The sequence below is a fragment of the Thauera mechernichensis genome, from assembly GCF_029588855.1.
GTDB lineage: Bacteria > Pseudomonadota > Gammaproteobacteria > Burkholderiales > Rhodocyclaceae > Thauera > Thauera mechernichensis.
The window spans coordinates 1-26069 of sequence record NZ_JARQZE010000010.1 but is presented as its reverse complement, the minus strand read 5'-3'; the positions used below and the strand labels follow the sequence as shown (position 1 = coordinate 26069).

The 26069-nt window shown below is 66.9% G+C and carries 26 protein-coding genes; 9 read left to right on the top strand and 17 right to left on the bottom strand.

Translation table 11 applies throughout. The annotated features are described in order from the left end of the window. Positions 1 to 11 precede the first annotated feature (11 nt). The 5 genes from P7F68_RS13625 to P7F68_RS13605 are packed head-to-tail and all read right to left on the bottom strand — an operon-like array spanning position 12 to position 3671. Entirely contained in the window at positions 12 to 2117 is a 2106-nt protein-coding gene (locus P7F68_RS13625) for a methyl-accepting chemotaxis protein (protein WP_277833901.1), read from the bottom strand. 54 nt (positions 2118 to 2171) lie between these two features. Beyond that, positions 2172 to 2678, bottom strand: a complete 507-nt coding sequence (locus P7F68_RS13620) for a chemotaxis protein CheW (protein WP_002930409.1) — start codon at positions 2676 to 2678, stop codon at positions 2172 to 2174. Between the two features lie 8 nt (positions 2679 to 2686). Next, a complete protein-coding gene (locus P7F68_RS13615) occupies positions 2687 to 3052 on the bottom strand; it encodes a response regulator (protein ID WP_002930411.1) in 366 nt (121 codons plus the stop codon). 24 nt (positions 3053 to 3076) lie between these two features. Beyond that, complete coding sequence (locus P7F68_RS13610; protein WP_002930412.1) at positions 3077 to 3466, bottom strand: response regulator; 390 nt, start codon at positions 3464 to 3466, stop codon at positions 3077 to 3079. A 52-nt stretch (positions 3467 to 3518) separates the two neighbouring features. Further along, on the bottom strand, positions 3519 to 3671 hold the full coding sequence (locus P7F68_RS13605; protein WP_002930413.1) for a rubredoxin: 153 nt from the start codon (positions 3669 to 3671) through the stop codon (positions 3519 to 3521). 136 nt (positions 3672 to 3807) lie between these two features. On the opposite strand from P7F68_RS13605, the gene thiD reads away from it, so the two are divergent. The 3 genes from thiD (at position 3808) to hemL (ending at position 6694) form a co-directional block, all read left to right on the top strand. Next, a complete protein-coding gene (gene thiD, locus P7F68_RS13600) occupies positions 3808 to 4671 on the top strand; it encodes a bifunctional hydroxymethylpyrimidine kinase/phosphomethylpyrimidine kinase (protein ID WP_386040105.1) in 864 nt (287 codons plus the stop codon). Continuing rightward, entirely contained in the window at positions 4664 to 5305 is a 642-nt protein-coding gene (gene thiE, locus P7F68_RS13595; RefSeq protein ID WP_002930415.1) for a thiamine phosphate synthase, read from the top strand. The genes thiD and thiE overlap by 8 nt, the downstream gene beginning before the upstream one ends. Before the next feature lie 105 nt (positions 5306 to 5410). Further along, the gene (hemL, locus tag P7F68_RS13590; protein WP_277833896.1) at positions 5411 to 6694 is read left to right on the top strand and encodes a glutamate-1-semialdehyde 2,1-aminomutase; all 1284 of its coding nucleotides are present in this window, start codon (positions 5411 to 5413) and stop codon (positions 6692 to 6694) included. Between the two features lie 623 nt (positions 6695 to 7317). On the opposite strand, the gene mgtE is transcribed toward hemL, so the two are convergent. From mgtE to P7F68_RS13535, 11 genes are all read right to left on the bottom strand, one after another. Next, on the bottom strand, positions 7318 to 8760 hold the full coding sequence (mgtE, locus tag P7F68_RS13585; RefSeq protein WP_277833894.1) for a magnesium transporter: 1443 nt from the start codon (positions 8758 to 8760) through the stop codon (positions 7318 to 7320). Between the two features lie 122 nt (positions 8761 to 8882). Continuing rightward, positions 8883 to 9575 carry a monofunctional biosynthetic peptidoglycan transglycosylase gene (gene mtgA, locus P7F68_RS13580; RefSeq protein WP_157384669.1) on the bottom strand — a complete coding sequence of 231 codons (693 nt, stop codon included), beginning with the start codon at positions 9573 to 9575 and terminating at the stop codon, positions 8883 to 8885. 21 nt (positions 9576 to 9596) lie between these two features. After that, complete coding sequence (gene aroE, locus P7F68_RS13575) at positions 9597 to 10430, bottom strand: shikimate dehydrogenase (protein WP_277833892.1); 834 nt, start codon at positions 10428 to 10430, stop codon at positions 9597 to 9599. A 10-nt stretch (positions 10431 to 10440) separates the two neighbouring features. Continuing rightward, positions 10441 to 11379 carry an energy transducer TonB gene (locus P7F68_RS13570; RefSeq protein ID WP_277833890.1) on the bottom strand — a complete coding sequence of 313 codons (939 nt, stop codon included), beginning with the start codon at positions 11377 to 11379 and terminating at the stop codon, positions 10441 to 10443. 21 nt (positions 11380 to 11400) lie between these two features. After that, positions 11401 to 13308, bottom strand: coding sequence for a ribonuclease catalytic domain-containing protein (locus P7F68_RS13565; RefSeq protein ID WP_277833888.1), 1908 nt, complete (start codon positions 13306 to 13308; stop codon positions 11401 to 11403). Positions 13309 to 13459: 151 nt separating this feature from the next. After that, positions 13460 to 14335, bottom strand: a complete 876-nt coding sequence (gene rarD / locus P7F68_RS13560; protein ID WP_002939959.1) for an EamA family transporter RarD — start codon at positions 14333 to 14335, stop codon at positions 13460 to 13462. Between the two features lie 156 nt (positions 14336 to 14491). Further along, on the bottom strand, positions 14492 to 15385 hold the full coding sequence (locus tag P7F68_RS13555; RefSeq protein WP_277833886.1) for a class I SAM-dependent methyltransferase: 894 nt from the start codon (positions 15383 to 15385) through the stop codon (positions 14492 to 14494). A gap of 16 nt (positions 15386 to 15401) precedes the next feature. Further along, positions 15402 to 15974, bottom strand: coding sequence for a YqiA/YcfP family alpha/beta fold hydrolase (locus tag P7F68_RS13550; protein WP_277833884.1), 573 nt, complete (start codon positions 15972 to 15974; stop codon positions 15402 to 15404). Positions 15975 to 15988: 14 nt separating this feature from the next. Beyond that, a complete protein-coding gene (locus tag P7F68_RS13545; protein WP_002933072.1) occupies positions 15989 to 16813 on the bottom strand; it encodes an undecaprenyl-diphosphate phosphatase in 825 nt (274 codons plus the stop codon). A gap of 124 nt (positions 16814 to 16937) precedes the next feature. Beyond that, positions 16938 to 17192 carry a YkgJ family cysteine cluster protein gene (locus P7F68_RS13540; RefSeq protein WP_002933067.1) on the bottom strand — a complete coding sequence of 85 codons (255 nt, stop codon included), beginning with the start codon at positions 17190 to 17192 and terminating at the stop codon, positions 16938 to 16940. A 3-nt stretch (positions 17193 to 17195) separates the two neighbouring features. Further along, complete coding sequence (locus P7F68_RS13535; protein WP_277833882.1) at positions 17196 to 17714, bottom strand: DUF2478 domain-containing protein; 519 nt, start codon at positions 17712 to 17714, stop codon at positions 17196 to 17198. A 113-nt stretch (positions 17715 to 17827) separates the two neighbouring features. Here P7F68_RS13535 and hrpA point away from each other — a divergent pair, with 113 nt between their 5' ends. After that, positions 17828 to 22054, top strand: coding sequence for an ATP-dependent RNA helicase HrpA (gene hrpA / locus P7F68_RS13530; RefSeq protein ID WP_277833880.1), 4227 nt, complete (start codon positions 17828 to 17830; stop codon positions 22052 to 22054). A gap of 25 nt (positions 22055 to 22079) precedes the next feature. Here hrpA and P7F68_RS13525 read toward each other — a convergent pair whose 3' ends face one another. Further along, positions 22080 to 22430, bottom strand: coding sequence for a hypothetical protein (locus P7F68_RS13525; RefSeq protein ID WP_277833878.1), 351 nt, complete (start codon positions 22428 to 22430; stop codon positions 22080 to 22082). Positions 22431 to 22681: 251 nt separating this feature from the next. On the opposite strand from P7F68_RS13525, the gene rpsF reads away from it, so the two are divergent. The 5 genes from rpsF to dnaB all read left to right on the top strand — a co-directional run bounded on the left by rpsF (position 22682) and on the right by dnaB (position 25658). Continuing rightward, positions 22682 to 23065 carry a 30S ribosomal protein S6 gene (gene rpsF / locus P7F68_RS13520; protein ID WP_002933056.1) on the top strand — a complete coding sequence of 128 codons (384 nt, stop codon included), beginning with the start codon at positions 22682 to 22684 and terminating at the stop codon, positions 23063 to 23065. Between the two features lie 43 nt (positions 23066 to 23108). Further along, the gene (priB, locus tag P7F68_RS13515; RefSeq protein WP_386040092.1) at positions 23109 to 23381 is read left to right on the top strand and encodes a primosomal replication protein N; all 273 of its coding nucleotides are present in this window, start codon (positions 23109 to 23111) and stop codon (positions 23379 to 23381) included. A gap of 2 nt (positions 23382 to 23383) precedes the next feature. Continuing rightward, on the top strand, positions 23384 to 23659 hold the full coding sequence (rpsR, locus tag P7F68_RS13510) for a 30S ribosomal protein S18 (RefSeq protein WP_002933051.1): 276 nt from the start codon (positions 23384 to 23386) through the stop codon (positions 23657 to 23659). A gap of 15 nt (positions 23660 to 23674) precedes the next feature. Then, complete coding sequence (rplI, locus tag P7F68_RS13505) at positions 23675 to 24124, top strand: 50S ribosomal protein L9 (protein WP_002933042.1); 450 nt, start codon at positions 23675 to 23677, stop codon at positions 24122 to 24124. A 130-nt stretch (positions 24125 to 24254) separates the two neighbouring features. After that, entirely contained in the window at positions 24255 to 25658 is a 1404-nt protein-coding gene (gene dnaB / locus P7F68_RS13500; protein WP_198291789.1) for a replicative DNA helicase, read from the top strand. The last annotated feature ends 411 nt before the right edge of the window (positions 25659 to 26069 follow it).

Genomic DNA, 26069 nt, shown 5'->3' with positions numbered 1-26069 from the left:
CGTGCCGGAGGTCAGACCTTGAAGCCCGAAACCGAGCCCTTGAGTTCGACTGCGAGCTCGGCGAGCTGCCCGATCGACACCGCCGTCTGCTTGGTGCCAAGCGTGGTCTGTTCGGTGATGCCGAGGATGTCCTTCATGCTTGCCGCGACGCGTCCCGCCGAGGTGGCCTGTTGTTCGGTGTCGATCGAGATCTGTTCGATCAGGCGTGCGGTTTCCTGCGTGAACTGGCCGATCTCGGCAAGCGCCTGGCCGGCGGCGTCGGACAGCTGGGCGCCTTCGACCACATTGCGGGTGGCGTTCTCCATCGCGCTGACGGCATCCTGGGTGTCGGTCTGGATGGTCTTCACGATCGCGGCGATCTGCTTGGTCGCCTCGGCCGAGCGTTCGGCGAGCCGCTGCACTTCCTCGGCAACGACGGTGAAGCCGCGTCCCGCTTCGCCTGCCGAGGCGGCCTGGATGGCGGCATTGAGCGCCAGCACGTTGGTCTGTTCGGTGATGTCCGAGATCAGCTCGACGATTTCGCCGATCTCCTGCGAGGACTCGCCGAGGCGCTTGATCCGCTTCGCGGTCTCCTGGATCTGGCCGCGGATGTCGTTCATGCCACGGATGGTGTTTTCCACCGCGTCTGCGCCCTTGCGTGCCGCTTGCAGCGAGCTGCGTGCGACCTGTGCGGACTGCAGTGCGCGTGCCGACGCTTCGGACATCGACTGCGCCATGTGTTCGACGCTGTTGCCTGCCTCTTCGATCTCCTGGGACTGGCGATCGGTTGCGGCCAGCAACTCGGTCGAGGTGCGCTGCGCGGTTTCGGTGGCGGAGGTGACGCGGGAGGCGGCATCGTTGATGCGGCCGACGAGGACGGAGAGCTCCTCGATGGTGTAGTTGACCGAGTCGGCGATGGCGCCGGTGATGTCCTCGGTGACCGTCGCGCGCACGGTGAGGTCGCCGTCGGCGAGGTCGCCCATTTCGTTCATCAGCCGCAGGATGGCCTGCTGGGTGTGGTTGCGCTCGTTCTCTGCATCCTGGCGCTGGCGCTCGGCTTCCTGGCGACGCTGCGCGACATCCGCGCGGTAGGTGCGGGCCATCAACAGCAGCACGACAAGGGCGAGCAGCGTGCAGAGCGCCGCACCCGCATTGAGCGGGCCAATGGCGCTCGAGGTGCCGATGAGCGTGGTGCCGAGCGCAGCGGCCGAAGCACCCAGGGTGCGCGCGTCCGACTGGATGCGCTGTGCGGCGGTGCGACTGGCGGCGAGGGGCTCGAAGGGCTCGGCGAGAGCGGTGGCCGCTTCGCGCACGCTGCCGATGCCGTTCTCGAGTTCGGTGAACAGGCCTGCGTAGTTGCCGTTGGCGTTCGTGCGGCGGAGGCGCTCGAACTGATTGAGCAGGGCTTCCGTATCTTGCGTCAGGCGGGCGCCGAGATCCGGTGGCAGGGTGTCGGCGAGCTGCAGCGTCGTCGCGGCATTGGCAATCCCCTGGGAGAGCGTGGCCAGGCGGTGGGCGGCCACGATCTCCCCGGTGCTTGCCTCACCCAGCACGAGCAGGCCGGCGGCACGTTCTGCAAGCGCCTGCAGCGTCGGCGCTCGCTCGACGATCACCGCTGCGGCAGCCTTCGCCTCGACCAATACCGGGCCTTGTCCGGTGAGCTGGCCGGCGTCGCTTGCTATCTGCTGCCAGGATTGTTCGAGCTGCTGAAGATGGGGGCGTGCATGTTCAGGCAGGGCCGCCATCGTGCCACCGTCGACTGCGCCGCCCTGGCCAAGGGCGCCGAGCAGGGTGCCGAAGCGGCTGCGCGCATCGCCCAACGCGCTCAGCGCCGCAGCGTCGCCGCGCGCAGCCGGTGGGGCCGCGTTGGCGAGTTGCTGAGAGAGGAACTGCAGTTCGCCTGCCGCGCGCACCTGCAAGGTCGCGGTGGCCGATTCACGGGCCTGGAACACGAGCAGGCCTGCACTGGCTGCGCCGAGGAGGACAAAGAGGGCGCCCAGGCTGCGCAGGCGGGTACCAATGGCGCTCTCGTCCTTGCGCGCTGCCGGGGCACCGGCTTTGCCGGCGCCGGTGTCGATGATGGTGCTGCCGTCGGTGTTGTCGCTGGAGGGCTTGCTGCCGAACAGTGTCATGGCCATGTCGGATGCTCGATCGTCATTGTGTGGGTTCGGTTCGCGTGCATGCGTGCGGTATCAGTGCAGGCCCGCGTCGAGAAAGTCGGGATGGGCAAGCAGGCGCGCCACGTCCAGTTGGTGCCAGATCCGACCCTGCAGGTCGCGCAGTCGGCGCGCCACCCAGGGGCGCCCGTCAGCGTTCGGGTCGGTTTCGAAGTCCTCGTGGCTGCGCAGGCCGGACGACGCCGAGACGAGCAGGGCGCAGTGAATGCCCAGGCGGGCGCCGACCAGCAGCAAGCGCGCCCGGCCCGCTGCCACGATGGGGGGCTGGCCGCAGAACTGCGCCAGGTCGACCACGCTGTAGAGCGTGCCGCGTACGTTGGCCAGCCCTCGGTACCAGAGGCGGGTGAGCGGGACTTCGGCCAGTGCAGGTGGGGGAAGGATCTCGCCTGCCTCGGCAAGCTCGATCACCCAGTTCTCGTTGCCGCACTGGAAACCGAGCAGGCCGCGCCGTTCTGCCGTCTTGGACTCGGCGAGCCGGCGGGCGAGGTGCTCCTGAAATTCACGCAGGCTGCCGCGGGCCATGTCCGGTCTCAGCCAAGGGCCCGGATGCGGGCAAGGAGTTCTTCGTGGTCGACGGGCTTCACCAAGTAGGCAAAAGCGCCCTGGCGCATCCCCCAGATCTTGTCGGTTTCCTGGCCCTTGCTTGTGCACATGATGATCGGGATCTCGCGCGTCGTTTCGCTGCGGCTGATCGTGCGCGTGGCCTGGTAGCCGTTCATGCCGGGCATCACGACGTCCATCAGGATCAGATCGGGCAGCTCGGTCTTGCTACGGGTGACGGCCTCTTCGCCACCCTCGGCGGTGATCACCTGGTAGCCGTTACGGGTGAGAAGCTCCTGTAGCGACAGGCGCTCGGTGGGCGAATCGTCCACCACCATAATCTTGCGGATCGGCATCGTCGGGTCCTGCAGGTTGAATGCTCAGCGCGCGCCGCCGCGCGCCGCGTGGTTGGCGACTGCCTTGAGCAGGCTGTCCTTGGTGAATGGCTTGGTCAGGTACTCGTCGGAGCCGACCATGCGTCCGCGAGCGCGGTCGAACAGACCGTCCTTGGAGGACAGCATGATCACCGGCGTCGATGCCAGGCGGGCGTTCTTCTTGATCAGGGCACAGGTCTGGTAGCCGTCCAGCCTGGGCATCATGATGTCTACGAAGATCACGTCCGGGCGGTGGTCGGTGATCTTCGCCAGGGCGTCGAAGCCGTCCTCGGCGAGCAGTACCTCGCATCCGGCCTGGCCGAGAAAGATCTCGGCACTGCGGCGGATGGTGTTGCTGTCATCGATGATCATGACCTTCAGGCCGGCAATATCCATGCTGCTTTCCTGCCAAAACGTCCAAAGGGGCGGGAGTGCGACAGTCCGCCGCTCAGATCTCCACCATCTCGAAATCTTCCTTGCGTGCCTGGCATTCCGGACAGGTCCAGTTCGGCGGGACGTCCTCCCAGCGCGTTCCCGGCGCAATGCCCTCCTCGGGGAGGCCGGCGGCCTCGTCGTAGATGAAGCCGCAGATGAGGCACATGTAGGTCTTGTAATCGCGATCGGCCATGATTACTCCTGACTCGAGGCGCTGTGCCCCGAGCCCAGCGGTTAGAATTCGCCGCATATTACCGCATTCACCGTCGCGCCCGAGTGGCGCAGTTCTTCAGTCAGCGTTCATGCCCATAGCCATTCCTGAGACCCCGCCCTGTGTGATGTGCCTGTCTGCGGCCGATGCGACCGCGGGCGGAGGCCTTGCTGCCGAAGTTCTGACCCTGGCCAGCATGGGGTGCCATCCGCTGCCAGTGCAGACCGCTGCGCTGGTGCGGGATACACGCGGCATCCACGAGGTGTGGCCGGTCGAGCCCGAACTGATCGTCATGCAGGCGCGCACCGTGCTGGAGGACGTGCCGGTCGCTGCGTTCAAGCTCGGTTTCTGCGGCAGCGTCGAGAATGTCGCCTTGATCGCCGAGATCCTGTCCGACTATCCCGAGGTGCCGCTGGTGGTGGAGCCCGCCCTGCAGGCGGCAGTCGCCATGGGCGATGACGGTGATGAGATCGTTGCCGCCCTGTCGGACCTGATCCTGCCGCAGACCACCTTGCTGGTGGCTGGCTACCATGAGTTGTGCCTGCTTGCGGGTATGACCGAGGCCGACGAGGACGATGCGGATGAAGATGCAGTGGTGCCCGATCCCGCCAGTGACGAAGTGCTCGCCCGCCTGTTTGGCTGCGGCACCGAGTTCGTCTTGCTCACTGGCGCCCGGGGGCATGGGCCGCAAGTGGTCAATACCTTGTTCGGCCAGGACGGCGTCGTGCGCACGGATGCATGGTCGCACCTGCAGGGCAGCTTCCTGGGGGCGGGAACAACCCTCGCGGCGGCGGCAGCGGCGGCGCTTGCCCATGGCATGGCGCTTCCCGAGGCGGTGCGCGAGGCGCAGGAGTTCACCCACCACACACTGCGCCATGCCTACCGCGCCGGCATGGGCCAGCCACTGCCAGACCGCTTCTTCTGGGCGCGCGGCAAGGATGGTGGCGATGACTGAGCTGTCGACCGAATCTGCTGCCACGACGCTACGTGGCCTGTATGCCGTTACCCCCGACACGCCGGACACGGCGCGCCTGCTCGAACTCACCGAGCAAGTGCTCGCGGGCGCCCCGGTGCTGCTGCAGTACCGCAGCAAGGTCGCCGATGCACGACTGCGCCGTATTCAGGCACGGGCGCTGCAGGCGCTCTGCCGTCGCGCCGGCGTGCCCTTCATCATCAATGACGACCTTGCGCTGGCGCTCGAACTCGACGCAGATGGCGCCCACCTCGGCCGTGACGACGGTCTGCCGGCTGCGGCGCGCGAAGCCCTTGGCCGTGATCGCATCCTCGGTCTGACTTGCTATGCCGATTGGGCGCGCGCCGCTGAGGGTGCCGAGGTGGGGGCCAGCTACATTGCCTTCGGTGCGATGTTTCCCTCGCAGACCAAGCCGAATGCACCGCCGGCGCCGTTCGCACTGATAAGCCGCGCCCGGCGCGAACTGGGCCTGCCGGTTGCGGCGATCGGCGGCATCACGCTCGAGAATGCGGCGCAGGTGGTGGACGCAGGCGCGCACCTGCTGGCGGTGGTGAACGACGTTTTCGGCGCTGCTGACCCTGCGGCGCGTGCGCGCGCATACCGCCTCCTGTTCTAGCGCGTCAGTCTGCGGGCGCGACGGTTCTTGATGTGGACGGTGGACCGGCGCCGCATGCGGGCGCCACAATGTCGCCTTTCGCAAGCAGTCCAGGACGAATGCACCATGACCAGTCGTAACGAAACCCTCTTCCAGCGTGCCCAGCAGACCATTCCGGGCGGTGTCAATTCGCCGGTGCGTGCCTTCCGCTCGGTCGGCGGCACGCCGCGCTTCCTGGCGCGCGCCGAGGGCGCCCGGGTGTGGGATGCCGATGGCAAGGCCTATATCGACTACGTCGGCTCCTGGGGGCCGGCCATCGCCGGCCACGCCCATCCCGCCATTGTCGAGGCGGTGCGCGAGGCCGCGCTCAAGGGCTTGTCCTTCGGCGCGCCGACCGAGAGCGAGGTCGAGATGGCAGAGCTGATCTGCGAACTTCTGCCCGCGGTCGACATGGTGCGCCTGGTCAGTTCCGGCACCGAAGCGACGATGAGCGCGATCCGCCTGGCGCGGGGCTTTACCGGTCGCGATGCTATCGTCAAGTTCGAGGGCTGCTACCACGGTCATGCCGACAGCCTGCTGGTGAAGGCTGGCTCCGGCCTGCTCACCTTCGGCAACCCGTCGTCCGGTGGCGTACCGGCCGATTTCGCCAAGCACACCATCGTGCTCGACTACAACGACCTGCAGCAGGTCGAGGACGTGTTCAAGGCGCGCGCCGGTGAGATCGCCGCCATCATCGTCGAGCCGGTGGCCGGCAACATGAACCTGATCAAGCCGCAGCCGGGCTTCCTCGAGGGCCTGCGCCGGATCTGCACCGAGTACGGCGCGGTACTGATCTTCGACGAGGTCATGACGGGCTTTCGTGTCGGCCCGCAGGGCGTGGCCGGGCTCTACGGCATCACGCCCGACCTGACAACGCTTGGCAAGGTGATCGGCGGCGGCATGCCGGTTGGGGCTTTCGGCGGCCGCCGCGACATCATGGAAAAAATCGCACCGCTGGGCAGCGTTTATCAGGCCGGTACGCTGTCGGGCAGCCCGGTGGCAGTGGCGGCAGGCATGGTGTCACTGAAGCTGACGCGCGAGCCCGGCTTCTACGAGGGCTTGGCTGCGAGCACTCAACGCCTGGTCTGCGGTCTCACCGCTGCAGCCAAGGATGCCGGTGTCACCTTCAGTGCGGATTCGGTCGGCGGCATGTTCGGCGTCTATTTCGCCGATAAGGTCCCGGCGTCGTTCTCCGATGTGATGGCTTCGGACAAGGAGCGCTTCAACCGCTTCTTCCATGCCATGCTGGAGGCAGGCCACTATTTCGCGCCCTCGGCCTTCGAGGCGGGTTTCGTATCGGCAGCGCATGGCGCTGCCGAGATCGACGCCACGGTGGCGGCCGCGCGCGAGGTGTTCGCCGGCCTGGCTTGAGGCCGCCGCGGTAAGCAGGCCGCGACCCTGTCCAGCCCCTCGCTGCGCGCGACGAAGCTCCGGTAGGAGCGGCGCCAGCCGCGAGGGGTTGAAGGCGACGTGGCGGATCGGAAGCGCCCGAAAAAGCTCGCGGCTCGCGCCGCTCCTACAGCGAACAACGGCGCGTGGGGTCGTCGTAGGAGCGGCGCCAGCCGCGAGGGGTTGAAGGCGACGTGGCGGATCGGAAGCGCCCGAAAAAGCTCGCGGCTCGCGCCGCTCCTACAGCGAACAGCGGCGCGTGGGGTCGTCGTAGGAGCGGCGCCAGCCGCGAGGGGTTGAAGGCGACGTGGCGGATCGGAAGCGCCCGAAAAAGCTCGCGGCTCGCGCCGCTCCGACAGCGAACAACGGCGCGTGGGGTCGTCGTAGGAGCGGCGCCAGCCGCGAGGGGTTGAAGGCGACGTGGCGGATCGGAAGCGCCCGAAAAGGCTCGCGGCTCGCGCCGCTCCTACAGCGAACAGCGGCGCGTGGGGTCGTCGTAGGAGCGGCGCCAGCCGCGACGGTCAGAAGGCGACGTGGCGGATCGGAAGCGCCCGAAAAAGCTCGCGGCTCGCGCCGCTCCTACGGCAGGGCGCAAGCCGCCGCGCTCAAAGCAGGAATATCGTCGCCAGCCCCAGGAAAATGAAGAAGCCTCCCGAGTCGGTCAGCGCGGTGATCATCACCGAACTGCCCAGCGCCGGGTCGGCGCCGAGGCGGATGCGGATCATCGGGATCAGCACGCCGGCGCTGGCAGCGAGCAAGAGGTTCAGGGTCATCGCCGCGGTCATTACCATGCCAAGCTCGACATTGCCATACAGCCACCACGCCAGTACGCCGAGCAGGCTACCCCATACCAGACCGTTGAACAGCGCGACGCCGAGTTCCTTCTTGAGCAGGCGGTTCATCGCCGACTGCTCGACCTGGCCCATCGCGATCGCACGCACGATCATGGTGATCGTCTGGTTGCCCGAGTTGCCGCCGATGCCGGCGACAATGGGCATCAGCGCAGCGAGCGCCACCAGCTTTTCGATCGAGCCTTCGAAGGCGCCGATCACGCGCGAGGCGATGAAGGCGGTGACCAGGTTGATCGCCAGCCAGGCCCAGCGGTTCTTCACCGAGCTCCACACCGAGGCGAAGATGTCTTCCTCCTCTCGCAGACCGGCGTGGCTGAGGATTTCGGCCTCGGACTCCTCGCGGATGTAATCGACCACGTCGGCCACCGTCAGGCGGCCGATCACGCGTTTCTCGCCGTCAACGACTGGTGCCGAGACGAGGTCGTAGCGCTCGAATGCCTGCGCGGCCTCATCGGCCTCGTCTTCGGGCGTGAAGCTGATCACCGTTTCCGAGCGCATCACATCGGCGACCTCGAGTTCGGGGTCGTTGATGAGCAGGGACTCGAGCGTCAGGATGCCCTTGAGGTGATCCTCGCGATCGACCACGAAGAGTTTGTCGGTATGGTCGGGCAGCTCGTCGAAGCGGCGCAGGTAGCGCAGCACGACTTCGAGACTGACGTCCTCGCGTACCGTCACCATGTCGAAGTCCATCAGCGCGCCGACCGAGTCCTCAGGGTAGGACATGGCCGCGCGCAACTGCTCGCGACCCTCGGTGTCTAGCGATTGGAAGACGTCCTGGATGACCTCGGGCGGCAGGTCGGGGGCAAGGTCGGCAAGCTCATCGGCGTCGAGCGATTCGGCGGCGGCCTTGAGCTCTTCCGGCGCCATGGTCTCGATCAGGGACTCGCGAACTGCGTCCGAAACCTCGAGCAGGATCTCGCCGTCGCGCTCGGCCTTGACCAGGTCCCACACGTATAGGCGTTCTTCGCGCGGCAGGGCCTCGAGGATGTAGGCGATGTCGGCCGGGTGCAGGCTGTCGAGCTTGGTGCGCAGCCCGGCTTCGTGCTGCTTGTGCACCAGGGTCTCGACCAGCTCATGGCGCGGCATGTCCTGGCGGTGCACGAGCCCTTCCACCACTTTTTGGCGTGCGAGCAGGTCCTGCACCTCGCGCAGGTGGTGCTGGACGTCGTCGGGGTGGAGTTCTTCGGGCTCGGTCATCGCACGGCCTTGTGGGAGGGAGGCTGGGGGCGGGCGGGGCGGAAAAGCGGAATTCTACGGGCTTGGGCGGGCGCAGGCGACCCTGAACATGTCACGGCAGGTGAATTTTTCGTTGCGCCGCATCACGGCACCTGAGAATGCACCATGCGTCGTTGCACGCGGCTGGCGTGGGTGGCCAGGCGGGGGCCGAAACTGCGTTCGTAGCGGCGAGGGTTGGGCAGCATGACGGCCAGCCTTGCCGCCTCTGCCGGCCCCAGGCTGGCAGCCGGGCGGCCGTAGTAGTGGCGTGCTGCCGCTTCCGCCCCGAACACGCCGTTGCCCCATTCGGCGACATTGAGGTAGACCTCGAGAATGCGACGCTTGTCCCAGGTCGCCTCGATCATCACCGTGATCACCGCCTCCTGGCCTTTGCGCAGCCAGCTGCGCGAGGGCGACAGGAAGAGGTTCTTGGCGAGCTGCTGACTGATCGTCGAGCCGCCGGCGGCCAGCCGGCCGCGTTCGGCATTGCGCTCGAGCGCGCGCTGGATGCCCTCCCAGTCGAAGCCGCGGTGGTCCAGGAAACGGTCGTCCTCGGCTGCGACCACCGCGCGCTTGAGGTGGATGGAGATGCGCTCGTAGGGCACCCACTCGTGACGCAGGCGGGCGTTGGGGTCCGTCTTCTGCAACTCGGCCAGGCGCATGCGCATGAAGCGCGTGCTGTCGGGATCGAAGCGGCTCCACCATACGATCTGGGTGAAGATCACCGCCTGCCAGAACAGCAGCAGGAGCACTGCGATGGCCAGGCCGCGGCCCAGCCAACCCAGTGCGCGCCGCATGCCGGCTGCGCTCATGGGCACTCAGCCAGCATCGAGCTGGCGGCGTAGTTCGGCCAGCACTGCCGCGGTATCGGGGCGTACCCCCCGCCACAGCGTGAAGCTCTCGGCGGCCTGCTCGACCAGCATGCCCAGACCGTCGGCCACGCGCGCCGCGCCCTGCGTGCGCGCCGCGGCCATGAAGGGGGTGTCGCCACGGCCGTACATCATGTCGTAGGCGAGTGCCCCGGGGGCGTACAGGCCGGATGGCAGGGGTGGCAGCGCGCCGGACAGGCTGGCCGAGGTGGCATTGATGACGACGTCGAAGCCATGACCGGCAAGGGCGTCGAAGCTGCTGGCCGCGAGCGCGGCGCGTCCGGCATGGGGGGTGAAGAGGGCGACCAGTTCGTCGGCCTTGGCCGGGCTGCGGTTGGCGACGACGAGCGTGGCGGGCCGGCAGTCGAGCAGCGGCAGCAGGGCGCCGCGGGTGGCGCCGCCGGCACCCAGAACCAGGACGCGGCGTCCGCCGAGCGTGCAGCCGAGGTTGACGATGAGATCGCGCACCAGGCCGGCGCCATCGGTGTTGTCGCCGAGGATGCCGTCGTCCCCGAACGCGAGTGTGTTGACCGCGCCGGCCAGTTCGGCGCGCGGCGTGTGCCGCGTGGACAGGGCGAAGGCTTCGAGCTTGAAGGGGACGGTGACGTTCATGCCGCGTCCGCCCTCGGCGCGGAAGTCCTCGACTGCGCGCACGAAGCCGTCCAGCGGCGCGAGCAGGGCCTCGTAGCTCAGTGTCTGGCCGGTCTGGCGGGCAAAGGCGGCGTGGATCTGCGGCGACTTGCTGTGGGCGATCGGGTTGCCGATGACGGCGTAGCGGTCCATGGGCGGGGTCTCAGTTGGCGCGCACCTGGTCGCGGTTGGTGAAGGTCCAGGTGCGGGTGATCTCGATCACGTCGTAGTCCTTGCGGATGTCAGGCGGGAAGGGCGCGTAGGGCGCGGCCATCTCGACGATGCGAACCGCCGCGTCGTCGAGCAGCTTGTGGCCCGAGCTGCGATGCACGCCGACCTTGTCCACCGAGCCGTCGGCGCGGATGGTGACGGACAGCAACAGGCTGCCATAGAGCTTGCCGCGCGCCGCTTCCGGATAGTTCAGGGTGCCGATGCGCTCGACCTTCTGGCGCCAGTCCTCGACGTACTGGGCAAAGCGGTATTCCTGTGCACGCGCGCCGATGAACTTCTTGCGCGGGCGTTTCGCGAGCTCCTGCAGGTCGCGGTCGATCTGCGCCTCGAGCCGGGCCACGGCAGCAGCGCTGTCGAGCAGGTCGAGCCCGCTCAGGCGCGGTTCGGGCTCGGGGGTTGGTGCCGGCTGCTCGACCTTCTTCGGCGCCGCGGCGACCTTGGCTGGCGCCTTGTCGCGCGTGATCACCGGTTTCTGCTCCTGCACCGGCGCGGGCGCCAAGCGCTTGGCCTCGACCAGGGCGTCGCCGTCCTGGCGGTTCGGTTGTGGTGGCAGCGGCGTGCTCGGGCGTGCGTCCTGCTCGGTGTTGCCACCACCATCAACGTTGGCCTGGGCGAACACCTCGGCCTTCTCCGGCGCCTGGGCGTGGCGGGTGTTGACCAGCACGACCTCCAGTCCCTTGTCGCGCGTCGGCTTGCTCTCGGGCAGGCGGAACTGAACGAGCAGCAGCAGGCCGTGCAGCAGCAGCGAGAGGGCGAATGCCGCCAGCAGCAGCGGCCCGCCGAGGCGGCGCAGCCTGCCTCTCACGCCCTGCGTGCCGCGCTGTGCCGGCGTTGCGGAGGGTTCGGAGGGGGGCGTGCCGGGCGGTGCCATGGCGGTTCGATGACGGCCGGCTCAGGCGAAGCCGAAGCCGGCCTCGCTGAAGTCTCGTGCCTCCGGCTCGGCCAGGATCGCCACGAAGCGGGCCTCGACCTCGACGTCGAGGAGGTCGGTGTGCTCGACGTGAAGCCTTACCCGGCTGCCGGGGAGTTGCAGCGGCATCGACGGTACGCGGAACACCAGCGGTACCTCGGTCAGGCGCACCACGTTCTCGCGCAGAACAGTGGCCTCGACCTCGCCGCGGCCGTGCTGGCGCAGCCAGCGCAGGCACCAGTAGCGCTCCATGCCACGCTGGAACTCGGCGTATTCGGCATAGGTGAGCTCGAAATCGCGCAGTGCGGCCATCAGGTCGGCGGACTTGGGTGCAAAGGCCGGCGGGGTGCCCTGCAGCACCGAGATGATCTGCCACTGGTTGACCAGGTCGACGTAGCGACGCAGCGGCGAGCTCGACCACGCGTAGCAATCCACGCCCAGGCCTTCGTGCGGCGCGGCGACCGTGGTCATGCGCACCTTGCCGCCGCCCTGGGCGCGGTACAGGCCGGGGATGCCAGAGGCGTCGAGCAGCTTGCCCCAGGTCATGTTGGCGTAGATCATCAGCTCGGCCACCAGCTTGTCCATCGGCGAGCCGCGCAGCCGACGGCTGATGCTGACGTGGCCGGGGCCGTCGGCGGTATCGATGTTCCAGTCCACGCTGAAGCCGAAGTCGATGCGGTCCTCGTTGCCGCCTGCCTTGCCGCGTCCGGCCTCGAGCACGGTGGCGAGATCCCACAGCAGGGACAGTTCCTGCTTCCAGGGGAAGTCGGCCAGGCCAGTGTGCACGGTCTCGTCGTTGAACACCGGCTCGATGTCGTGATGCCGCAGGTTGGCGACGATCGGCACCATCTCGACCCGGCTGTGCTCGGCGACGATGGCCAGGCCTGGTGTCACGTCGAGGTACAGCGATACCGCCGGGCAGTCACGGCCTTCGGCCAGAGTGAAGCCCTGCACCACCTCGTCGGGCAGCATGGTGATCTTGTTGCCCGGCATGTACACCGTGGACAGCCGTCGGCGGGCGATCGCGTCCAGGCCCGAGCCACGGGCGAAGCCGAGCGCCGGGGCTGCGATATGGATGCCGATGCGCCAGCCGCCTTCGGGTCGCGGTGTGACCGAGAAGGCATCGTCGATCTCGGTGGTGGAGGCGTCGTCGATCGAGAACGCGGCGACTTCCGCGCGCGGCAGGTCGGCCGGCGTCACCGGTGGCTCGAAGGCGGGGAAGTCCGGGCCCTCGGGGAAGTTCTGGAACAGGAAGCGGTTGTAGTGGAAGTCGTAGCTCGAGGCGAGCGCGCCACACTTCAGCAGCAGGCGTGCGGCCGACAGCCCGCTGTCGACGCAGGCGGCCTCGAGCGCCTTGATCTCGGGGCGGTTGCGGTCGGGGCGGTAGAGCGCCTGCGGCAGCAGGGCGGCGAGCTCGGCGGGCAGGCGGCCAGCGACCAGCTCGGCGCGCATGTGCTCGATCGCAGCGGCTTGCTGGCGCTTCTTCTCCAGGCCCGCGAGCGCGGCCTGAAGGATGTCGGCAGGGGCCTTGCGGAAGCGTCCTTTGCCCTTGCGATGGAACCAGATCGGCGCCGAATGCAGGCGCAGCAGGATGGCGGCGGACTCGACCGCGGTCGGCGTGTGACCCTGGTACTCGGCAGCGAAGTCGGCATAGGCGAACTCCTCGTCGCCGCACACTTCCCACAGGAACTCGATGTCGAGCTCGTCGGCCGCGGCCTCGGCGCGCGCGAGCAGGTCGGAGGGGCCGGGGTCGCGGAACTCGAGCAGCACATTGGCGCGCTTGAGCTTCACCCGTTTGCCGTGGGTGTTCTCGACCTGCAGGGTGGCATCGTTATCAGCGAGGATCGTGCCGGCCTTGAAGGCCCCGTCCTCTTCATACAGCACGAACATCGGCATCCGCCTGAAGAAAGCAAGCGCGCTAGTTTACTGGATTCGGGCGGTCAGCCCCATTTCCGGATGCGTTGCCGGTCGTATCGCGCTTGCGCACCGCTGCTCCGGGCTTGCGGGGGCGTGGGGCGGCTTCCACGCGGCGCCGCGCTGGCTATCCAGTGTTCCCTGATCTGCGCGCGCTGCGAATGAGGTCGGCCGAGTACACCGCGAGTGCAAGCCAGATCAGGGCAAAGCCGACGAGCTGGGTAGTGTCCAGGGGTTCGCGGAAGATCACGACCGCGACCAGGAAGTTGAGGCTGGGCGCGAGGTACTGCAGGAAACCCACGGTGGCGAGCGGCAGTCGCCGCGCACCGACTGCGAACAGCGTCAGTGGTACCGCTGTGAGGATGCCCGAGAGCGGTAGCAGCCAGTCGACGGTCGTGCCGGCACCGAAGGTGAGTGCGTTCTGTGCGCCCAGCCAGACCAGCCACGCCAGCGCCAGCGGTGCTACCAGGAGGGTCTCGATGAACAGGCCGCTTGCGGCCTCCACTGGGGCGCGCTTGCGCAACAGGCCGTAGAGGCCGAAGGTGCCGGCGAGGAAGATGGCGATCCATGGCGGGCTGCCCAGCTGCCAAACCCGCCAGCCCACGCCGGCACAGGCGATCGCCACTGCTGCCGCTTGCAGCGGGCGCAGGCGCTCGCCAAGGAAGATCGCGCCCAGGGCCACGCTGACGAGTGGGTTGATGAAGTAGCCTAGGCTGGCCTCGAGCAAGCGACCGGCGTCGATCGCCCAGATGAAGACCAGCCAGTTACTGCTGGTCAGGAGTGCGGTGAGGGTGAGCAGCGCGAGCAGGCGGGGTTGCGCGAGGACCGCGCGCACGCGAGCGAATCCGCCGGTCGAAGGGATTAGCGCGAGCAGGCCGGCGAGGAACAGGGCTGACCACAACACACGATGGGCGACGATCTCGAACGGCGGCACGCTGCCGATGGCGCGGAAGTAGAGCGGCGCCAGCCCCCAGATGCAGAAGGCGGTCAGCGCGGCCAGCATGCCGTTGCGCGCGTGGGTATGGGGGGAAGGCGTGGGCACGAGCGAAGCTTTGGCGTGGAGTGGGCTGGGTGACGGGGCGTGAGGTGGACAGGGGGGTGCTTGCTGCGCATTCGTGCCGTGCAGGTGCTGAGCCGCAGGCGACACGGGGCTACAGGGTCATTGACGCGTAGCGGTGGCAATCAGGGTGTGAGCTTGCAGCAGGTAACCGCCGCGGTCGTCACTGCAGCGATGATCGGCCAGCTCGTCGGCGACTGCCGCCTGTAGCGCCTCCTGCGTTGCCTGGGGCAGCCGGCCGAGGGCTTCGGCAGCGCCACCCGCGAGGTCGAGGAAGGCCTGCCAGTAGGCCTCGGCGCTGTCGAAGTGACAGCTGAACGTACATGTGCGGATGTCGACGTTAATGAAACCGGCCGCGCTCAGCGTCTGTGCCAGGACTTCCGGTTTGCCGTAGCGGAACACCGAGGGGCGGGCGACCTTGGGCGCCGGCAGCAGGCGGGCGATGGTGTCCTGCGCGCGGTGTATCAGTGGCACGGTTTCTCGCGTGCCCCACACCGACAGCGCGATCTGCCCACCGGGCACGAGCACGCGGTGCATCTCGGCGAGCGCGCGTTCGGGCTGCGGGAAGATGAACAGTGCGAGGCCGGCGAGCACGCGGTCCACGCTGGCATCGGCCAGGCACAGGTGCTCGGCGTCGGTCGCCGCGAAGCAGGGCGCCTCGGCATGCTCGCCACAGCGGCGCGCGCCCTCGGCGAGCATGCCTTCGGCGATATCGGTGGCGAGCACGGTGCCGGCGGGGGCAACGCGCAGCGCGGCGTCGCGTGCGAGCAGGCCGGGGCCGCTGGCGAGGTCGAGCACGCGCTGTCCCGGCGCAAGCGCGGCGGCGTCGAGCAGGGCTGCGGCGAGGTCCGCGCGCAAGTGCGCCCCTTCGGCATAGCGTGCGGCGATGCGATTGAAACCGGCGCGCTCCATGGCCTTGAAGCGGCGCGGGTCGAAGCCTGGTGCGGCGCCTTGGGCTGCGTCCAGTGTGCTGGGGGTGGTGTCGTAGGTGCTCATCGGTGGCAGCCGGGCGTCAGGGGCAGGTGAAGTCTATCACCGCGTCGAGGTAGTCGCTCCAGCGCGAAAAGCCGTGGTCGCCGCCCTCGAGCACAGTCTGCCGGGCGCCGGTGTAGCGCTGTACTGCGTGGCGGTAGTCGAGCACCTCGTCGCCGGTTTCAACCAGCAGCCAGTAGCGTTCCGGGCGGGTGATCGTTGCCACTTCCAGGGCGCGCAGCTCGTCGATGTGGGTGCGGGTGAATTCGAAGCGCGCGCCGGTGTACATGTTGTCCTGCGTGCCGATGTATGCCTCGAGCGAGAGCGGCGCGACGACCGCCGGATTGACCAGCACCGCGCGCAGGTTGTGGCGTTCGGCGAGCCAGGTGGCGTAGTAGCCGCCGAGCGAACTGCCGACCACCGCCGGCTCCAGGCCGGCGGCGCGGGTGCGGGCGATCGCGTCCTCGGCGAGCGCGATCGCGGCGCGCGGCGATACGGGCAGTTGCTCGCACCAGAACTGCTCGGCAAGCCCGCGCTCGGTCATGCGCGCCTTGAGCGCCTGGGCCTTGATCGAGGCCGGGGCGGAGCGGAAACCATGCAGGTAGACGATCATCGTGTGTTCCTCGATCAGGGCTCGGACCATTCGACCCAGCCGAAGTACCACGTTGCCAGCACGAAGATGCCAAAGGCGATGCGGTACCAGGCGAAGACGATGAAGGTGTGGTTGGAGATGAACTTGATGAAGCTCTTCACCGCCCACATGGCGGCGATGAAGGAGGCGACGAAGCCGACCGCGAACACGGGCAGGTCTTCGATCCGCAGCAGCGCCCAGTTCTTGTACAGATCGTAGGCGGTGGCGGCGAACATGGTCGGGATCGCCAGGAAGAAGGAAAACTCCGCTGCCGTCTTGCGCGACAGGCCGAAGATCAGTCCGCCCATGATGGTGGCGCCCGAGCGCGAGGTGCCGGGAATCATCGCCAGCGCCTGCGCGAAGCCGACCTTGAGCGCGTCGGGCCAGCGCATCTCGTCGACGTCGTTGATGCGCGGGTGATAGGCGCGCTTTTCCACATACAGGATGATCAGCCCGCCCACCACCAGTGCGGTCGCCACCGTGATCGGGTTGAACAGCAGGCCCTTGATCGTGGAGTGGAACATCAGGCCGAGGATGGCCGCGGGCAGGAAGCCGATGAACAGCATCCACACGAAACGCTGTGCGCTTGGTTGCGTGGGCAGGCCGACGGCGACCTTGATCAGGCGCTCGCGGTAGTCCCAGCACACGGCGAGGATGGCGGCGAGCTGGATGACGATCTTGAATACCTTGCTGGTGTCATCGTTGTAGCCGAGGAGGTCGCCTACGATGATCAGGTGGCCGGTGGAGGACACGGGCAGGAATTCGGTCAGGCCCTCTACGATTCCGAGGATGAGGGCGACGAGAAGGAGAGAGAGGTCCATGCGGCTTGGGTGTGGGGAAAGGGGGCGGCGGGATTATAGCCCCCGGGATGTTGCACTGCGGCGGCAATGCCGAATGCGTGACACGGTCGCCTTCGGCGGTTGTCCGCCGAACCGTTGGGAGCGCTCAGGCGGCGGTGAGTGCTTCGAGCCTGTCCAGGTAGCGCAGCGCGTGCGCCTGCTCGCTGCCGCACATTTCGATGGAGGGCTGCAGGCTGGTGCACACCGCGGGCCGGCGCGGGTCGCCGAAGAGCTGGCAGCGGTTTGAGGCGTCGAGCTGGATGCAGCGCACGCCAGCCGGTTTGCCCTGCGCCATGCCTGGGATGGCCGAGGAGATCGAGGGGGCGATGCAACAGGCAGCGCAGCCCGAGCGACAGTCCATTGCCTATGCCTGCCCAGGCAGCGCTGACCACCAGTCGAGGACGGCCTCGAGCGTGGGCGGCAGCAGCGCACCTTCGTCGCCGGTGAAGTTCTTCCATTCGCCGAGGAAGCGCTCGCCAACGGCCGTCAATAGTGGCACGCCAGCCATCACCGTTTCGCCCATCTCGTCGCGCAGGCCGGCGCCCGAGACCTCCTGGGCGCCGAACTTGTTGATGATGACCAGATCGACACCGCGTTCGATCGCGCCGCGCACCGCAACCGAGCCGCGTGCCAGCGCGTCGGGGTCGACCCGGCAGGCCACCGAGCCGCGTCCGAGCTCCTGCGACAGCGGGATGCTCTCGCCGGTCTCCAGGTTCTCCAGCTCCATGGCGCAGGGGTCGTCAATGACGGTGGCGATGTCGTGCTGCAGCACGCCGCCGAGTTTCACGCCGTCTGCCGCGAGCGCGCGTGCAGCCTGGGCGAGCAGGGCCTCGATGTTGTCGGTGGGCTTGTATACGACGGCGGCAATGGCTGTGGCTGGCATGGTCGGGCTCGGCGTTCGGCGCGTACGGTGTCAGCCGCCATTGTCGCACTGCGACGCCAACAAGGGGGCGATGCGGAGGATAATGCGCGCCCTGACGACGCCGATACGGATCCATGAGGGCTGAACAACGGGGCGCACGCCGCCCGGCCGATACGCCGAACTTCGATGATTGCCTGAGCGCCGACCGGCCACGATTGCGTCGATTGGCGAGGGATCTCTCGCGCGCGCCGCGCGCAGCGGAGCAGCACGCCCGTCTGCAGGCCGATCTCGAGACGCTGCTCGTGCGTTCCCGCGCTGCCTATGCCGCCCGTCGTGCCGCGCTGCCGACGCCGGATTTTCCGCCCGAGCTGCCGGTTTCGGCGCGGCGCGATGAGATCGCCGCGGCCTTGGCCGCCCACCAGGTCATCATCGTCTGTGGCGAGACCGGTTCGGGCAAGACCACTCAATTGCCCAAGATCGCGCTGACGCTCGGTCGCGGCGTTGCCGGTCTCATCGGCCATACCCAGCCGCGCCGGATTGCCGCGCGCGCAACTGCGAGCCGCATTGCACAGGAGCTCAGGAGCCCGCTTGGCGAAGTGGTGGGCTACAAGATCCGCTTCACCGACCGCAGTAGCGAGCGCAGCCACATCAAGCTGATGACCGACGGCATCCTGCTTGCCGAGACTCAGACCGATCCGTTGCTCGCTGCCTATGACACCCTGATCATCGACGAGGCGCACGAGCGCAGCCTCAATATCGACTTCCTGCTCGGTTACCTCAAGACCCTGCTGCCGCGCCGGCCCGACCTTAAGGTGGTGGTGACCTCGGCGACGCTCGATGCCGAGCGCTTCGCGACACACTTCGCCGACGCCGCAGGCCGGCCGGCGCCGGTGATCGAAGTTTCGGGGCGGCTGTATCCGATCGAGATGCGCTACCGGCCGGTGGAGAGCGAGGAGCTCGACCCCGCCGCGGCCGCGCGGACGGCTGCGGCGAAGGGCGACAAATCGAAGGATAAGGGGCGCGACCTGATGGACGCCCTTGTCGATGCGGTCGACGAGGCGCAGCGCTGCGGCCCGGGCGACGTGCTGGTCTTCCTGCCGGGCGAGCGCGAGATCCGCGAGGCCGCAGAGGCGCTGCGCAAGGCTCATCATCTGCCTGGTACAGAGATCCTGCCGCTGTTCGCGCGCCAGTCGGCTCAGGAGCAGGCGCGCGTGTTCTCGCCCTCCAGCGGGCGTCGGGTGGTGTTGTCGACCAACGTGGCCGAAACCTCGCTGACCGTGCCCGGCATCCGCTACGTGGTCGACACGGGCCTGGCACGCATCAAGCGCTACTCGCCGCGCAACAAGGTCGAGCAGTTGCAGGTCGAGAAGGTCGCCCAGTCGGCCGCGAAGCAGCGCGCAGGGCGCTGCGGCCGGGTCATGGACGGTATCTGCTTCCGTCTGTACGACGAGGACGATTTCAACCGCCGCCCGGCGCACACCGACCCCGAGATCCTGCGTTCCTCGCTGGCCGGCGTGATCCTGCGCATGAAGGCCCTGAAGCTGGGCGCGGTGGAGGACTTTCCCTTCATCGATGCGCCGGGCTCGCGCCTGATCGGCGACGGCTATGCGTTGCTCGCCGAGCTCGGCGCCGTCAGCGACGACGATGAGCGCAAGCTCACTCCGATCGGCATCGAGCTTGCCAGGCTGCCGCTCGATCCGCGCATCGGCCGCATGATCCTCGCCGCGCGCGATCGTGGCGCGCTCGCCGAGCTGCTGGTGATCGCCGCCGCGCTGTCGGTGCAGGACCCGCGCGAGCGGCCGCAGGACAGTCCCGGCGCCGCCGACCAGGCCCACGCAAGGTTCCGTGGCGGCGAGCAGGACCAGAAGTCCGAGTTCCTCTGGTACTGGCATCTGTGGAAGGCTTGGGACGAGGTGCAGCGTCACGAGTCGTCCAGCAAGCAGAAGGCCTGGTGCAAGAAGCACTTCCTCAACTACATGCGCATGCGCGAGTGGCGTGACGTGTTCAGTCAGCTGCACACGCTGTGTGCCGAGCACGGCTGGAAGGACAACGCGCAACCCGCCAACTACGAGGCGATCCACAAGGCCTTGCTCGCAGGGCTGCTCGGCAACATCGGCTGCAAGGTCGATGAAGGAGAGCACGCAACCAAGGGCCCGCAGGCGGGTTCCTACCTGGGCGCGCGCGGGATCAAGTTCTGGCCGCATCCAGGCTCGTCGCTCGCGAAGAAGGCCGGCAAGTGGATCATGGCCGCAGAGCAGGTCGAGACCAGCCGCCTGTTTGGGCGCTGCATCGCGCGCATCGAGCCGGAGTGGGTGGAAGAGGTCGGCGGCCATCTGCTCAAGCGCCAGGTCTTCGAGCCGCACTGGTCCAAGGCTTCGGGCGCGGTGCGCGCCTGGGAGCGCGGCACGCTTTACGGCCTGGTGATCTACCCGCGCCGCGGCGTGGCCTATCGGGACATCGATCCGGCACTATGCCGCGAGCTCCTTATCCGCGAGGGGTTGGTGCAGGGCGAGGTTGCGGAGGGCGCGGCGCGCGCGATGGCCTTCCTTTCTCACAATCAGCGCCTGGTGACGGAGATCGAGCGTCTGGAGCACAAGTCGCGCCGTCCCGACGTGCTGGTGGACGAGGCGCTGATCGAGGCCTTCTACGACAGCAAGATCCCCGCGGATGTTTGCGATGTCGCCAGCCTGGAGACATGGCGGAAGAAGGCGGAGAAGTCCGAGCCCAGGCTGCTGCACCTGTCGCGCGAACAGTTGATGCGCCATGAGGCCGAGGGCGTCACGACCGACCGTTTTCCACCCGTGCTGGAGGTGCTGGGACAGAAGCTCAAGCTCACCTACCTGCATCAACCCGGTGAGGCCGACGACGGTGTGACGCTGACCGTGCCGCTGGCCATGTTGAATCAGGTCCCGACCAACCGCTGCGAGTGGCTGGTGCCGGGGTTGCTGGAGGAGAAAGTCGCGGCGCTGATGAAGACCGTGCCGCAGAAGCACCGCCACCGCCTGCAGCCGGTGGCCGAGAGCGCAACGGCCTTCATGGCGGCTTGCGAGGCCGGCGAGTTCGACACCGACGAGCCGCTGCTGAAGATGCTGCAGCGCTTCGTCGAGGAGCGCGTGCAGCTGAAGCTGCCGCTGGAGAGCTTCCGCACGGAGAACCTCAAGCCCCACTGCTTCATGAACTTCCGCGTGATAGACGAGCACGGCCGGGTGATGGGGCAGTCGCGCAACCTGATGGACCTGCGCGCGCGCTTCCGCGAGCAGGTGGCGGCGCGTTTCTCGGCGGCGAATATCGGCGGCGCGCTTGCGGGCGCGCTCTCGGCGGCCGGCGTCGCAGGCGCGCCCGCAAGCGTTCGGGCGGATCGCGCGGGTGGAGGGCAGTCCGGCCCCAATGCGAGTCATGCTGCATCGGGCCGCGGTGCGCAGGCGGGCCGTGCCGTGCGGGGGCGTGACGGGGCGACGGCTGAGGCGGCGGGGCTGGACAATGAGGCACCAGCGCTACCGGCGAAGACGCTGTCCGGCTTCACCACGTGGAGTTTTGGCCCCTTGCCCGAGCTGCTCGAGATCCGCGTCGCCGGTCGCGAGGTGATTGGCTTCCCTGCGCTGCATGATGACGGCGACAGTGTTTCGCTGCGGCCCTATGACACCCCCGAGGAGGCGGCGCGTGTGCATCGGCGCGGTCTCGCCCGTCTGTTTGCGTTGAACCTGAAGGACCAGGTGCGTGCTGTCGAGCGCCTGCCCGGCCTGCGTGAGCTTGCGTTGCAGTACATGAGCTTCGGCACCGAGGCCGAGCTGAAGGCTCGCCTGGTGGACGCCACATTGAGCCGTTGCTGTCTGCTGGAGCCTTTGCCGACCGAGGCGGGAGCCTTCGCGCAGCGGTGCGCAGAGGCGAAGACGCGGGTCAGCCTGGTTGCACAGGAGTTCGTACGCCTGGCGGGCCAGTTGCTGGTTGAGCACGCGGGCTTGCAGAAGCGGCTGTCTGGGCTGAAAACCTTCCCCGAGGTCGTTGCAGACATCCAGGCTCAACTTGGCGGGCTGTTGCCCAAGGACTTCCTGGTCGCCTTCGAGTGGGAAAGGCTGGCCCATTTTCCGCGCTACCTGAAAGGAGCATCGGTTCGGCTCGACAAACTCCGCAACAATCCGACGCGTGATACACAGGCCATGGCCGAGTGGAGGCAGCTTGCCCAGGCCTGGGAGCGAGAGCGACTGGCGCGCCGCCGCGCCGGCGTCGAAGACCCTGCGCTGGAGGAATTCCGCTGGCTGCTGGAGGAGTTGCGCGTCGGTCTGTATGCGCAGGAGCTGAGGACGCCGATGCCCGTGTCGGTCAAGCGTCTGCAGAAGATCTGGGAGAGCCGCCCGCGCTAGCCCGACGCGGGCGGCTCTCGCCGTTTCAGCGTAGCGGGATCACGATCGGGGGGACGCTCACCCCGATCACCACTGCAGGCGAATGGCTATAGGTGTAGGGGCGATACGCCGGTTCGTAGTAGTGCTTGTGCACGATCGTCTCGCGATAGTGCCGAGGACGCTCGTGGATGATCACGCGTTCGCGCACGACATGGCGCTCGTCCCAGCCGCGGTGGACGTGTTTGTGCTTGTCCGCATGCTTGTACTTATGGGTGTGTCCGTGCCTGTCCCAGCCGCGGTGATCACGGTCGCCGCGCGCTTCGGCAGCGCCCGCGCTGGCGAGCAGTCCGCCGCACAGAAGTGCGGTGAGCAGCTTGTGGTAGAGGGGTGTCTTCATGATCTGCCTCGTTCGTGTTGTCGTGTCGCAGGGCATGGCCCCGGTGTCTGCATGCTAGGCGCTGCGGCGCATGCGGGGGCGGTGCGAATGTAAGCAGGATTTTTCGAGCGTGCCGACATGGGGCTCGTTGTGTCCGCCTTGTCAATACAAGGCTTTGACATCCCCGGGTTTCTTGTTATATTCGTGGGCTTCCCTTGCCCCACCGGATTCGCATGCCGGGGGGCTGCTTCACTCAACCGCAAGGAGTCTGCATGCGACACTACGAAATCGTATTCATCGTCCACCCGGACCAGTCCGAGCAGGTGCCGGCGATGGTCGAACGCTACAAGACCATCGTGACCGCCCGCAATGGCCAGATCCACCGCCTGGAAGACTGGGGTCGCCGCCAGATGGCCTACCCGATCCAGAAGGTGCACAAGGCTCACTACGTGCTGATGAACATCGAGTGCGACGGCGAGACGCTGGCTGAACTCGAGCACTCGTTCAAGTTCAACGACGCCGTGCTGCGCCACCTCACCATCAAGATGAAGAAGGCCGTGACCACGCCTTCGCCGATGATGAAGGAAGAGAAGTCGCGCTCGCTGAGCACCGCTTCCGACGACAAGCCGGCCGACAGCGAAGCTGCTGCTGCCTGAGTTGCCTGAGCCGGGTCTGAACCAACTGCGCATCGATGCGCGCGTGGCCGAAGTGCTGCCGTTGCGTCGAACCCCTGCCGGAGTGCCGGTCGCCAGCTGTACGTTGGCGCACGAATCGAAACAGATCGAAGCGGGTTTGAGCCGCGATGTTTCGGTGGAGCTCCAGGCGGTCGCAGTGGGTGATCTGGCTGCGGTGCTCGCGGTGGCGGCTCCGGGATGCGCGATCCGCGCGACCGGTTTCATGGCCGCCAGGAGCATGCGCAGTCGCAGCCCGGTTCTGCATCTGAACACAATCGAATTTCTCGAAGGAAACTGAAAATGGCCTTCAAGCCCAAATCCAAGTTCAAGAAAAAAGATGACCGCGGCGGTCGTGGTCTGTTCAAGCGTCGCAAGTTCTGCCGCTTCACCGCTGAGAAGATCGAAGAAGTCGACTACAAGGATGTGGACATCCTCAAGGACTTCATCACCGAAAACGCCAAGATCATGCCGGCCCGCATTACCGGCACCAAGGCGGGTTACCAGCGTCAGCTGTCGGTCGCCGTCAAGCGCGCCCGCTTCCTGGCTCTGATGCCTTACACCGACCTGCACCAGTAAGAGAGGAACGACGTCATGCAAATCATTCTTCTCGAGAAGGTTGTCAATCTGGGTGGCCTCGGCGATGTGGTCAAGGTCAAGGATGGTTACGCTCGTAACTTCCTGATTCCGCAGGGCAAGGCCAAGCGTGCCACGCAGGCCAATCTGGCCGAGTTCGAAGCCCGCCGCGCTGAACTCGAGCGCGCCCAGGCAGAGAAGCTCGCTGCCGCCCAGGCGCTCGCAGCCAAGCTCGAAGGCGTCAGCGTCCAGGTCGCCCGCAAGGCCGGCATGGACGGTCGCCTGTTCGGCTCGGTCGGCAACGCCGACATCGCCGATGGACTGGTGGCTCAGGGCTTCGAGATCGAGCGTTCGGCCGTGCGTCTGCCCGATGGCCCGCTCAAGCAGGTCGGTGATGTCCAGGTCGAAGTGTCCCTGCACGCAGATGTCCTCGCGACCATCACCGTGACGGTGGTTGGCGAGCAGTAATTCCCGCGTCTTTGCGCGTGATCGAAAGGGCTGCCTTGCGCAGCCCTTTTTGCTTTCGGAAGCGTGCCGTGCAAGTGGCGCGCCGCTAGCATCGCTAGAATCCGATGAGTGGAATCGAAAGGTGGTCGTGATGAGCTCTCTCCCCTCCCGTTTTGCCGACCATGTCGCGGCCGATCCGCAACTGGCGCAGATCAAGCTGCCGCCGCATTCGATCGAGGCCGAGCAGTCGCTGATCGGCGGCATCCTGCTCGACAACCAGGCTTGGGAGCGGGTTGCCGATCTTGCCAACGAGTCCGACTTCTATCGCGACGACCATCGCCGCATCTACCGCCACATCACCCGGCTCATCGATCAGGGGCGGCCGGCCGACGTGGTGACGGTGTTCGAGTCGCTGGAGAAGAACGGAGAGGCCGAGCAGGCCGGCGGTCTCGCCTACATTGCCGAGATCGCCAACAACACGCCGTCGGCGGCGAACATCCGCCGCTACGCCGAGATCGTTCGCGAGCGCGCAATCCTGCGCAAGCTGGTGGCGGTCGGCGACGAGATTGCGGCGAGTGCGCTGAGCCCTTCCGGCAAGGACGCCAAGGCCTTGCTCGACGAGGCTGAGGCGAAGGTGTTCGAGATTGCCGAGGCCGGCGCCCGTCATACCAGCGGGTTCGTCTCCATCCAGCCCATCCTCAAGCAAGTGGTGGATCGGGTGCAGGAGCTCTACGACCGCGACAACCCGCAAGAGGTTACAGGGGTGCCTACTGGGCTGGTGGATCTCGATGAGAAGACGTCCGGCCTGCAGCCGTCGGACATGATCATCGTTGCGGGGCGTCCGGCAATGGGCAAGACGACCTTCGCCTTGAATCTTGCCGAGCACATTGCGATCGAGCAGCGCCTGCCGGTGGCGATCTTCTCGATGGAAATGCCGGGCACGCAGCTCGCGACCCGCTTCATCTCTTCGGTCGGTCGCATCGACATGCAGAAGATCCGCAGTGGACGGCTTACCGATGATGACTGGCAGCGGCTCACCATGGCGATGGGCAAGCTCTACGATGCGCCGCTCTTCATCGACGAGACGCCGGGTCTCAATCCGATCGATCTGCGCGCGCGTGCGCGCCGGCTCGCTCGCCAGTGCGGCAAGCTCGGCCTCATCGTCATCGACTACCTGCAGCTGATGAGCGGTACGCGCGAAGGCGACAACCGGGCGTCAGAGCTCTCCGAGATCTCGCGCTCCGTGAAGTCGCTGGCCAAGGAGCTCCATGTGCCGATCATTGCCTTGTCGCAGTTGAACCGAAGTCTCGAGCAGCGTCCCAACAAGCGTCCCGTGATGTCCGATCTGCGCGAATCCGGTGCGATCGAGCAGGATGCGGACATCATCATGTTCATCTATCGTGACGAGGTCTACAACCCCGATTCGCCGGACAAGGGCACGGCGGAGCTGATCATCGGCAAGCACCGTAACGGTCCGACCGGCACCGTGCGCATGACCTTCATTGGTGAGAACACGCGATTCGAAAACTATGCGGCCGCACCGGGAGCCTACTGACGGGAGCTGGGGGTGCGCATACCGGATGCGCCGGCATGCATCCATTTAAAACCTTGATCGTTATTTTTCTTGACGGTCTGGATTGGGTGTCTATAATGCGCACCTCTTCAGCGCTGCAGCGGTTTCTTCGGAAGTGCAGGCGGCGGTGGAGTTGGGAGGTGAGGTGGGTGTTTGGTGGATCTTTGTTCGGCGCAGCCGGGCGGCGGTAAAAAAAGATTCACGAAATGCTTGACAGTGAGTTTAAAGCTGATCATAATCTCGTTTCTCTGCTGCAGCGAATGCAGCGCTCTTTAAAAAATTGAACAACCGATAAGTGTGGGTGCTTGGTGGTTGTGGTCGAAAGCGGCTTCGGTCGTTTTGGTTTCACAATGATTAGGTGCTCATGCTGATTAAAGTCAGTATTTTGAGTAC

Excerpts from the sequence above, each read along its gene's own strand:
- P7F68_RS13620 (WP_002930409.1), bottom strand. The coding sequence starts at position 2,678 with ATGGCCCGCGGCAGCCTGCGTGAATTTCAGGAGCACCTCGCCCGCCGG.
- P7F68_RS13540 (WP_002933067.1), bottom strand. The coding sequence starts at position 17,192 with ATGGACTGTCGCTCGGGCTGCGCTGCCTGTTGCATCGCCCCCTCGATC.
- P7F68_RS13525 (WP_277833878.1), bottom strand. The coding sequence starts at position 22,430 with ATGAAGACACCCCTCTACCACAAGCTGCTCACCGCACTTCTGTGCGGC.
- P7F68_RS13535 (WP_277833882.1), bottom strand. The coding sequence starts at position 17,714 with ATGCCAGCCACAGCCATTGCCGCCGTCGTATACAAGCCCACCGACAAC.
- P7F68_RS13625 (WP_277833901.1), bottom strand. The coding sequence starts at position 2,117 with ATGGCCATGACACTGTTCGGCAGCAAGCCCTCCAGCGACAACACCGAC.
- P7F68_RS13545 (WP_002933072.1), bottom strand. The coding sequence starts at position 16,813 with ATGGACCTCTCTCTCCTTCTCGTCGCCCTCATCCTCGGAATCGTAGAG.
- P7F68_RS13610 (WP_002930412.1), bottom strand. The coding sequence starts at position 3,466 with ATGGATATTGCCGGCCTGAAGGTCATGATCATCGATGACAGCAACACC.
- P7F68_RS13565 (WP_277833888.1), bottom strand. The coding sequence starts at position 13,308 with ATGTTCGTGCTGTATGAAGAGGACGGGGCCTTCAAGGCCGGCACGATC.
- dnaB (WP_198291789.1), top strand. The coding sequence starts at position 24,255 with ATGAGCTCTCTCCCCTCCCGTTTTGCCGACCATGTCGCGGCCGATCCG.
- rpsR (WP_002933051.1), top strand. The coding sequence starts at position 23,384 with ATGGCCTTCAAGCCCAAATCCAAGTTCAAGAAAAAAGATGACCGCGGC.
- P7F68_RS13615 (WP_002930411.1), bottom strand. The coding sequence starts at position 3,052 with ATGCCGATCCGCAAGATTATGGTGGTGGACGATTCGCCCACCGAGCGC.
- rarD (WP_002939959.1), bottom strand. The coding sequence starts at position 14,335 with ATGCTGGCCGCGCTGACCGCCTTCTGCATCTGGGGGCTGGCGCCGCTC.
- aroE (WP_277833892.1), bottom strand. The coding sequence starts at position 10,430 with ATGGACCGCTACGCCGTCATCGGCAACCCGATCGCCCACAGCAAGTCG.
- P7F68_RS13570 (WP_277833890.1), bottom strand. The coding sequence starts at position 11,379 with ATGGCACCGCCCGGCACGCCCCCCTCCGAACCCTCCGCAACGCCGGCA.
- rpsF (WP_002933056.1), top strand. The coding sequence starts at position 22,682 with ATGCGACACTACGAAATCGTATTCATCGTCCACCCGGACCAGTCCGAG.
- hemL (WP_277833896.1), top strand. The coding sequence starts at position 5,411 with ATGACCAGTCGTAACGAAACCCTCTTCCAGCGTGCCCAGCAGACCATT.
- P7F68_RS13550 (WP_277833884.1), bottom strand. The coding sequence starts at position 15,974 with ATGATCGTCTACCTGCATGGTTTCCGCTCCGCCCCGGCCTCGATCAAG.
- thiD (WP_386040105.1), top strand. The coding sequence starts at position 3,808 with ATGCCCATAGCCATTCCTGAGACCCCGCCCTGTGTGATGTGCCTGTCT.
- rplI (WP_002933042.1), top strand. The coding sequence starts at position 23,675 with ATGCAAATCATTCTTCTCGAGAAGGTTGTCAATCTGGGTGGCCTCGGC.
- thiE (WP_002930415.1), top strand. The coding sequence starts at position 4,664 with ATGACTGAGCTGTCGACCGAATCTGCTGCCACGACGCTACGTGGCCTG.
- P7F68_RS13605 (WP_002930413.1), bottom strand. The coding sequence starts at position 3,671 with ATGTGCCTCATCTGCGGCTTCATCTACGACGAGGCCGCCGGCCTCCCC.
- mgtE (WP_277833894.1), bottom strand. The coding sequence starts at position 8,760 with ATGACCGAGCCCGAAGAACTCCACCCCGACGACGTCCAGCACCACCTG.
- hrpA (WP_277833880.1), top strand. The coding sequence starts at position 17,828 with ATGAGGGCTGAACAACGGGGCGCACGCCGCCCGGCCGATACGCCGAAC.
- mtgA (WP_157384669.1), bottom strand. The coding sequence starts at position 9,575 with ATGCGGCGCGCACTGGGTTGGCTGGGCCGCGGCCTGGCCATCGCAGTG.
- P7F68_RS13555 (WP_277833886.1), bottom strand. The coding sequence starts at position 15,385 with ATGAGCACCTACGACACCACCCCCAGCACACTGGACGCAGCCCAAGGC.